5 protein-coding genes are annotated in these 10,005 nt (G+C 37.1%); 1 reads left to right on the top strand and 4 read right to left on the bottom strand.

Annotated elements, in window-relative coordinates; all coding sequences use genetic code 11:
- Positions 1–119: 119 nt before the first annotated feature.
- Positions 120–374, top strand: coding sequence for a hypothetical protein (locus EO115_RS05850; protein WP_126938033.1), 255 nt, complete (start codon positions 120–122; stop codon positions 372–374).
- Between the two features lie 167 nt (positions 375–541).
- Here the strand turns inward: EO115_RS05850 and EO115_RS05845 are convergent, their stop codons facing one another.
- From EO115_RS05845 to EO115_RS05830, 4 genes are all read right to left on the bottom strand, one after another.
- On the bottom strand, positions 542–970 hold the full coding sequence (locus EO115_RS05845; protein ID WP_126938032.1) for a hypothetical protein: 429 nt from the start codon (positions 968–970) through the stop codon (positions 542–544).
- 170 nt (positions 971–1,140) lie between these two features.
- The gene (locus EO115_RS05840) at positions 1,141–1,851 is read right to left on the bottom strand and encodes a hypothetical protein (RefSeq protein ID WP_126938031.1); all 711 of its coding nucleotides are present in this window, start codon (positions 1,849–1,851) and stop codon (positions 1,141–1,143) included.
- A gap of 218 nt (positions 1,852–2,069) precedes the next feature.
- Positions 2,070–6,767 (bottom strand): TonB-dependent siderophore receptor, encoded by a 4,698-nt coding sequence (locus tag EO115_RS05835; RefSeq protein WP_126938030.1) that lies wholly within the window; start codon positions 6,765–6,767, stop codon positions 2,070–2,072.
- Between the two features lie 246 nt (positions 6,768–7,013).
- Positions 7,014–9,923, bottom strand: a complete 2,910-nt coding sequence (locus EO115_RS05830) for an insulinase family protein (RefSeq protein ID WP_126938029.1) — start codon at positions 9,921–9,923, stop codon at positions 7,014–7,016.
- Positions 9,924–10,005 lie beyond the last annotated feature (82 nt).

The following is a 10,005-nucleotide window of genomic DNA, read 5'->3' as shown; positions in this document are numbered from 1 at the left end:
GTGATTTACATAATTATGATATATCTTTGACAAAAGATTGGGATTAGTCTACCAACTCATTTTGTCCTATAACCCTATTTATTACTATTTATGTTAGAATAAATAATATATACAATCTTATGGATGATACCATTTCGTATGGTAAATCTAAAACTGGCCCTTGGATGTCTGTATCTGTAAAACGTGTACAAAATGGACGATTAAAAGAAGTATTAACCTGGAACTTTGTCAAGTTTAAAACAGATATGTGGCGCTATTACACTAATACAATGAGAGGAAATAGTTCCGTAGTAAGTCCTGGTAACAAAATTTTCCTATATACAATCAATAACATTGGTTGGCCATATTATATTGATGGATATTACATCTATTAATTATGTACATATTAAATATTGAAAAATAAAACTTTTTTCTTATTACAAGTATAAAAACAGAGGAATGTTGACACATGTTGATCAACATTCCTCTGTTTTATTAGACATTGTTTTATTGTAGTTTTTTAGCTTATTATCTAAGCATTCAATACGTTATACGATTTTTATTAATAAAATGGAATGCCGTAAACTACACGGAATGCTGCAAGTGCAGCGGCTTTCGCTTCTGCTGGGTACTGCCAATCTTCACCTCTTGATACATCTATAGGTCGAATTCCTCTTCTAGACCCTACTAAAGCAATTGTTTTATCATCATAATTATAGTCAAACACTAATCTAGAACCATCTTCTGTGCTCTCTGGTAGTCTCAAACTCGGATCATATTCAGTACGAGTCGTGACAGATAAACGATAGTATGGTGGATGATAGTTTTCAATAGCAATGGATCGTTTATTCAAGTAGAATGTCGATGCCCCCTGACGATAAATACGTACATATCCAGGGTCATTAGCCACACTTGCGTCTACTGGAGTCAGTGATAGTGCACCTAACCACACTACCAAAGTGACTAATACCAATTTAAATGCAGATTTCATATAAAAACCTCCTCTTTTCTACACTTAGGCTAATTACTCTAATCTATACAGTCTAGTACTTATATTATTTGTGCTGTATGCATATCTACGATATCAACAATTGCAGACCTATTGATAGATTCTGACAGTAAGGTCTTTCTAGGCACAATTAATCGTATTAATCAAATCTATTAAGTCATCGGATCTAGGGTAATTTCCATGAAACCCATGCCTTTATTATATGAAATAATCTCTCCTGTAGATAATACTTTCATGGCAGCTCCACCACTATTATGAATATCATAAACATTCATAAATTCGTATTTACCGTCACCAAAGCTTAAACCAGATGTATCAAATCTGAGTGGGCTTCCCTCAAACATCGACACTGCTGTAACAGCGCCCCCACCAAGTCTAACTCTCATTTTATAATTTGAGTATTCCCAGTTTTCATCAAAGTCACTTCCCCATGTTTTCGTTGGCCTACCAAAAGTCTGTAACACTTCATCCTTCGTAGATCCAATATGTATACCAGATACACTTTCAGAATATGGTACTGGCACTTTTCTAAATAATGCCTGGCCATTATAAACAATTCGACCAGCACTATTGTCTAAACTAGCAAAGCTCATACGCAATGGGCGATTTCCTACCGCTTCATGTATAATAAAGTTCCCAACACCAAAGCTACGATTACCTGCTAATGCTGCTACATCTAGCACTTGGGCCCCATTAATATATCCATTTTGGATATTAAACACCACTTGACCATCTAGATTCTTCCATTCTCCAGACATTCTGTTCACTAACTTTTGATCATACTCGTTGTAATCGTATGCATGTACCGCCGTGAACAGTAAGGAACTTACTGCTAGACAACTTACTAAACATTTTTTTAGCATCGCATTTCCCCCTTATGAAATACAAACAATATATTACTTATATTCTACTGTATCTCTTCATATACGGTCAATTCAATTGTAAATTGTTTGAGTATATGATACATAGAATAGGTTGGAACTATATCATTAAAGACAATTTATGGTATTATTAATCCTAAATCCACAAAAGCCATACCCATATCTATTTCCAGATTAGGTATGGCTTTTTAATATGTCCGTTAGAATTTATATTCAACAGCTATCTTAGTATAATCACCTAAGTCAAATTTTTCTCCTCCATATAAAGTATCTCTACTATGAATACCTTTTGCATTGAATGTATAAGATGCATATACATTCACATTCTGCACTGGTGTATATCTACCACCTACAGTAAAGCTTTGTACTCCATCTAAATAACGATCTGGCAATGCATTAGTTCCATTACCACCGATAAATGATCCATGCTCAAAGTATTTATAGTCTGCATATGCATTCCAGGAACCAACATAGTTCTGTTCTGGATGGCCTACATCTAACCGAATCGTCCAGAATTTAGGGTATGAACCAATACGTCTACCTTTGGAAGTAATAACACTATTATCATAGGTATATTGAGTCTCACCATTTAAATATTTACCAAAAGATGTTCTATTTTGTCCTATATCTGTTGACACAATTAACGTATCAGATGGCTTCCATAATAGGCCTACTCCGAGCACATTAGCCACCTGATTATATTGATACACATCATTTCCAGAAGCATTCGCATACTGCAATGTATTAGTTGAATCCTGTATTGATCGCATGTACCAAGCTTGTACACCCCAGTGATTATTTATTTGATGTTTGAGTTGTGTAAAGAACGCTTTATTAACAGATGGAATCGTATCTTGAACCAGTACATTACCAACAATAGGAATACGATACCCTTCTTGTTCCAATACGTGTAAAGGAAGTGAACTATTATTCTCTGGTTTCCAAAGATCACTCGCTAACAACAATAAGACACGTTTAGCCAACGGCGAAATATTACTTTTCACGAATCCAGTCGCTCTAGACCCATTAGGTAGTTTCTTAGTCAATGTCATCCATGCTGTATCTTTATTCCAAAGCGATGTAATTGCTTTTGCTTTCGCTTCCTCTTGTGTCATACGAACAAATTTGGAAGCATCAAACTTAGATGCAATGATTCCACCGTACCGTTTACCACGATTCGTCGTTCCCAAATCCTCTAGCACATCATTCCCTAAATAGGTTCCATACCCATAAAAGTCTGAATGTAGTTTATAAGATCCATCCTTTAACAATCCAGAATTAGATACATACTTGGACCAATCCTCCTTATTTTCTCCTACTTGCATTGTTACATCCCAAGCTTTTGTAGCATCTTTTTCTAACAATGCTGTATCATCAGAAGCGCTCTTAGTATATACTTGCGGCAAGTCCGTAGTCATATATTCACCTATAACTTGACCAGCCGTATTAGTAACAGTCACTTTCCTCCATATGAAACTATTCATATAGTATTGACCACTTCGATTATGTAATTTTTCATACAATTTAGGATCATCTTTTTCAATGACCTTCATATATGTGTCTATAACTGCTTTTTCCTCTTCTGGAGATTGAGCTGCTTCTAGTTTATCACGTAGTGTTTTAAAATTATTTACATGCACACTACCATCTGTATACTCTCCTGTTAAGCCCGTCTTATCAAATGAACCTTGTCCTAACCATTCATCTTTTGTTGGTGGTCTAGTAAACGATGTTTTAACGGCATGTGTATAAGCAGAATCGGTAATACCCGTACTACGATGGAAATCTCCATATCCCATCCGTACTTCTGTCATCGGGCTTGACCATATGGCTCTCACACCATCATAGGAATCATTAAACCAGTATCCAGTCGTGCCAAGGGCTTCATATAAACGACCAACCGACCATTTCCAGTTATTCTTATGATGCTTGACTTCTAGTCGTTTTACCGTTACTGATTGTATACCTGCATGCGTTCCAGCATCAATTGACTGTTCTTTTCCCTTATATGATTTAGCCTCTACCGCAACATCTATCGAGGTATCTTTAGTCACAGTTCCTTTCACTCCTACCTGTACTGAGGAACTATAACCATGATTAGCCTTTTCTAAATAGTTTTTATACGCATTTCCTATTGTGCTTGTTGCTGTCACCCTAGCTTCTGATGGTTTTTCTTTACCTGTAAAACTACTCCACGTACCACGATAGGAACCATAAAATGTAAGAGGTTCTTGGATAGATTCTTGACGGATGAACCAATTCAACGGCGTATTAGAAGTTTTCTGTGATAATTTTGTAATTCGTTGGTAGCTGCTTTCACTACTATCCGCCCCAAATTTCATGTGTAAACCTACTTTATACATTCGCTCTTGATGAGCTTGGGCATCATCACGATGATTAAAGATATTATCAACACCTATGTAGGCAAGGGAATCTTTTCCTATTTTCTTTTGGATTATAGCATTCCAAATAGCAAAGCTTTTACTTTCGTAAGTTTGTTTCCCTTTTTCTGCAAAAGCATATTGTGAATCTCCATTGCCCAAATCATTATGTACATAGTTACCATTATTAGCAATGGTATTACTATCTAACATATGAATATAGTAATCTCCCCAAAGAGATGCTTGCCAACCAGATTTTTTATTTTCATACTGCAATCCTATATCGATTTTATGTACAGGTTTATTTAATAACTGTGCCGGCATCGTTGGATCACTGATATTACGAGCGTGCAAATAGGTATAGCCGAGTCGTGTAGAAAGGTTAGTGTTGAGGGCATATTTTATTTCTCCTTCTACGCCTGTAATTTCAGCTTTCCCTATATTTTTAAAGCTATAAATCATATCTGGAGGAGTCATCCACGTATTCTTACCTGCATCTGGATTAAAGTTCATCAACTTCCCAGTAAAATAGGTTGTCATATAATTTTTAATATCATTATGGAACACCATCATACGACTGTGTAATCGTTTCGTATCATATTCAAAGCCTAGGTCTACATTGATAGATTTTTCTGGTTTTAAATTAGGATTGCCAATCCAATAATAGCCTAACTTACCAACACCAAAATCATATGGCATCCCTGCATACATTTCCCAGTTATAGTATAATTCCCCCATACCTGGTTCTGTATAGGCAGTTCCTACATTGGTTTTGATTCGATAGTTTCTATTACCATGTACATAATGAGTTAGCCCTAAATTAAATGTCACTGTATTGCCGAATAAATTACTATTGTCCCATCGAAGGATAGGTGTGAAGAATGTATTCTTATTTAACTGCCAAAAATCTGAAATAGCAATATTCATTTTTCTAATATTTGAAGTACCAATGGTCTGACGATTTCTACGACTGGTTCCCTCTTCTGTAAATGTTTTCCCATGCCATTTTAATGTTTTTGCATCATAGTATCGACGCATAATAATATCATCATCTGGCAAATCACCATCCTCATTAGGTGTTCGTAGACTTTCATTTTCAGCACGCAATTCTTCTGCAAATGTATGAATTCTATCTTCATCTTCTACATCGTTGGTATAATCCTGATAAGTATAGCTAGGAATGACTGCCTTCCCTTGCTGATTTTTATACCCATATAATTCATAAGCCTGATCATATTGTGGTATATCTGCTTCATCACGATATAATGCATAATCATAGACTTTGGAACTAGGCTCACCAACACCTTTATCACTATGAAGATTTTTATCAAAGTCCCATGGATTTATATATCTTGTATATATAGACTTCGCACTTTTCAACCGACTACCTGAGCCGTTCTCTTCACTATAGCCCACTCGGTAGAATAGAAAATGATGGTTACCTACTTGTTGATTTAAAGTGGCATTTAATTTCCATTCACGGTGCTTCACATCATCAATATAATGCAGCGTATTCTTGCCTTCATAGGGAGAAAAGATAGCGGTGGATGAAATCGTTTTATCAAATTCTTTCTGATTATAAATAGATAGATCAACTTTCCAGTCTAGATTTTTTTGATTATTTCCTGCATATGTAAGTTGATGTCTCCATCGTTCTATATTTCTTCCATAATGTACTACTGGATCAGGAGCATCATTGGAATGTTTAATATCCCTATTTGTATCTTCCTTCCAATGTGTAGACTGTACACTGAAATGATGATTTGCATTGGCATCATACTCAGCATGAAATCCTAGCTCTTTAATATCTCCATAGTATCGTAATGCATTATGCACACTCCCCGATTGATTCATAGCCCCTATAAACTCTTTTTGACTATAAATAGGCATAATATCCCGTTTACTACTATATAAAGAAACTCTACCTTTCCCTATATTTCCGGAATTAGCTCTAATAAATATATTCTTATAAGGTAACACTCCATGGTCGCCTTTTATTCTACGTCCTTCTACATTCAACTCCAGTTGACTATGTTTAGTCGGTTTTGTAGTTACCACGTTAATGACTCCACCCATGGCATTCGCTCCATATTTAGCGGAAGAAGCACCTCTGATAACCTCAATACGATCAATGGATTCTGCACCTAAACGCTGCAATTCATCCCCTTGACCTAAATAGGCTTCCATCTCACCCATCACTGGCTGACCATTAATTAGGATTAGCGTATGACGAGGCTCTGCTCCACGAATTGATAGAGCCACTCGACCCATAGCATCTACAGTTCGACTTACCCCTGTTTCAGTAAAAATAATATCTTCCACAGATTTAGCTTGCTTGTTAACAATATCTGCTTTTGAAATCACTGTTGTTGATAAACTTTCATCTTTTAAACTTTCTATAATTGGATTTGCACTTACATATACAGAATCTGCTGTTGCACCTTGCACACTGCTTAATGAAAGTAAACACCAAGATGCTATAGCCCCTGATATCCACGCTCTCTTACTTCTATACATTTACAACACATCCTTTCATAAATTAGTAATGATTATCATATTTACTATATGCCTTTCAAATAGGTACTGTCAAGAAATAAATCATCCCTCTTATAAATTATTAAGGCTATACAATCTATAATCTGTCAATTGTTTATAACAGCACAAAAGCCATACCCATATCTATTTCCAGATTAGGGTATGGCTTTTCTATATGAGTAGTTTCTATATTAGTATTTTCATAGGTAAACTACTTCTACTCTTGTATTATTGTGGTAAGTTATTGACTTGATCAAAGAGTTGACCCGCTTCTTTGATGCGTTGTTCATTGCCCATCACTACGATGTGGTTGTCTTGTAATACAGCTTCGATGACATCTGATAAGCCTTGTAATTCTTCTACCGTTGTGTCTAACACTTGTTGGCGGAAGGCTGTCATTTGTGCTTCGTCGGTTTGGCTATAATACAAGCTCATAGCCCGTGCGGCTTGTAGGAATGGAGTATTTGATAAGTCTAGGCTGCTCATTGTACCAATGATATATTTACGCATTTCACGTGGGGACAATTCTAATTCACGCAAATATGTTGGCAGTCCATCATAGACTTTCAATGTATTTTCTAAATTTGGATCACGATAGGAACAGAATACCATATTACCATTATTATGGAAGTTCGCAAAAGCACCGTATGCACCGCCTTGTACACGAATTAGATTCCATAAGTAATCATAGCGCAACATCGTTTCCAATACGCTCATAGTACCGGTATGCGTACCACCATGGTCACGGAAGTTACCACCCTTAGCCACATATTGCACTTTACCAGAAGTAGCTAAGCCTTCGTTTACATAGGAAGCAGTCATGTTCAATTGTGCTTCCCAAGTATCGTCGCTTAACACATTGGTAATGGCATCTAAATGATCTAAGAAAGCAGCTAATTCTTCGTCTGTACCTACGAAAGAAATTTCTAAGTTATCTTTACGGAACAAACGTTGTTGCACTTTCATCAACTGCTCTGCTACACCAGAAAGAGCCGTTTCATCGTTTAACACTTGCACTAATTGACGGAAGTAGCCCAATGTATCTTGGTCACGGAATTTGCCAATGTTAGATACTTGTGCCAGCAATAAATTAGTAACGATTGTATTACCACGACGGAATGCTTCGGTATCCCAGATTGCTTTCGTTTCTTTCAACAATTCTACTAAACGGTCTTGTGCCGTAAATTTCGTACGGCCAATGATTTCCCCTAAGATAGATGTTAAATGACCTATATTGGAGGCCAAGGCTTTACTGCGAACCACCGCTAATGGTACGAATGCATCTCGTTCATTATAGATAGACACAGGCAAAATATCCATCGTATAGCCACCTAGGTGGAGGTTGATTTCTTTTGCTACTTCTGTATAGGTGTATCGTTCTGTATCCAAACGCCCTAATACATCAGACAGCAATTCCGCATAGAATACTTCTTCTTCCTGTAAGGCTTCCATATTGAAATGTAAACTTACATAGTTGATACCACGAGCTGGTACATCAATGTGATGAATACGAATTCCTTTATGGTCGATTTCACGACGTGGTGTCACAGCTACCGTTGGTGAAATCTCTGAAAGTTCCAACAACGGAATCGTCGCCAGTGCTTCTTCCGTATCTGGCGTCATTTGCATGTCTTTTAATTTTGCCGTTTGATCCACAATGTGTTGGATTTCCTCTGCACTCATATTCGCTTTGATAGCAGCTAGCTTTTCTTTTTCTTGGTTTTCTTTTTCTTCTTGTAATCCTTTTTGCGGATACAAAGAAACTAATGCTTTATGGGTATTATCTAAGATGTATGTACGAAGTAAGTTTTCAAAGAAATCTGTTTGCAATCCTTCACGAATCTCTTTCAGTACAGGCTCGTAGCGCAATAATTCAATTGGATCTTCGTCATAGAGCCAATTATCCATGACACGCAATCCGTAGGCAAGACCGATAGGACGACCACCAAAATCAGCTTCACGTAACGTAAACTCAATGCGGTTTAAGGATGCTTCTAATAGTTCTTTATCCAATCCTGCATCCACTAATTGACGTAACGTACTTTCCACTACCTCTTGCAACTGTCCTTGCTTATCTAACTCAGAACCAGTTACGCTAATTTCAAGTAATGGCTGACGAATACCATCCATATAATAGCCACTCACATCACTGCCAATATTGGCTTTTACAATCGCTTCTTTCAACGGAGCAGATCCAGATGTCAACAAGGCATGTGTAAGCACTTCAAAGGCCAAACTTTGGGTAAATGTCATTTCTGGGAATACATAGGTCAAGGAATGAATTGTTTTTTCGCTTTCACTTTCCTCTTGTCCAATGCCATATGGATAGGATGCTACAACACCTTGAGTTAATGGCCTTTGCATAGAGATGGTAGAGTTCACATCGATGGCATGGAAATTAGATAAATATTCATCGTTGATAAAAGACAATGTTTCTTCAATGTTCATATCCCCGTACAGGTAGATATAACTATTGGACGGATGATAGTAAGACTCATAGAACGCTTTAAAGTTTTCATAGGTCAAATCTGTAATGTTCTCAGGATATCCACCAGAGTCATGTCCGTAGGTCGTATCTGGATATAAGACCTTCATCTTATGATGATCTAGCTGAGAATCTGGCGAGGAATAGACCCCTTTCATCTCGTTATACACAACACCTTTATAGGTCAACGGATCTTCTGGCGTATCTAACTCATAATGCCAACCTTCTTGCATCACGATCATTGGATCGTTTGCTACACGAGGATATAATACGGCATCTAAATAGACATCCATCAAATTGTGAAAGTCTGCATCATTTTTACTTGCCACCGGGTAAACCGTTTTATCGGAGTAGGTCATGGCATTTAAGAATGTATTTAAAGACCCTTTCACTAGCTCTACAAATGGCTCTCGCAAAGGAAATTTGCGGGATCCACACAATACAGAGTGCTCTAAAATGTGAGCTACCCCTGTACTATCATGAGGCGGTGTGCGGAATGCAATATGGAACACTTTATTTGTATCCTCTGTGTCGATATATAATAAGCGCGCACCAGACTGCTCATGTTTCATCAAGTAGGCTGTACCATTAATTTCTTGTACAGCTTCCACGCGTTCTACGCGAAAGCCTGCATGTACTGTATCTAATTTCATAATACCTCTTTTCTCTATAGACTAAGTACAACGGCCAACCCCACTATATTAGGGCTAACCGTTGTTACATAACGTCATTATA

This window comes from Veillonella sp. CHU740 (assembly GCF_003992055.1).
Lineage (GTDB): Bacteria > Bacillota > Negativicutes > Veillonellales > Veillonellaceae > F0422.
The sequence above is the reverse complement of the archived record's forward strand: the minus strand, read 5'-3'. Positions and strand labels throughout refer to the sequence as shown.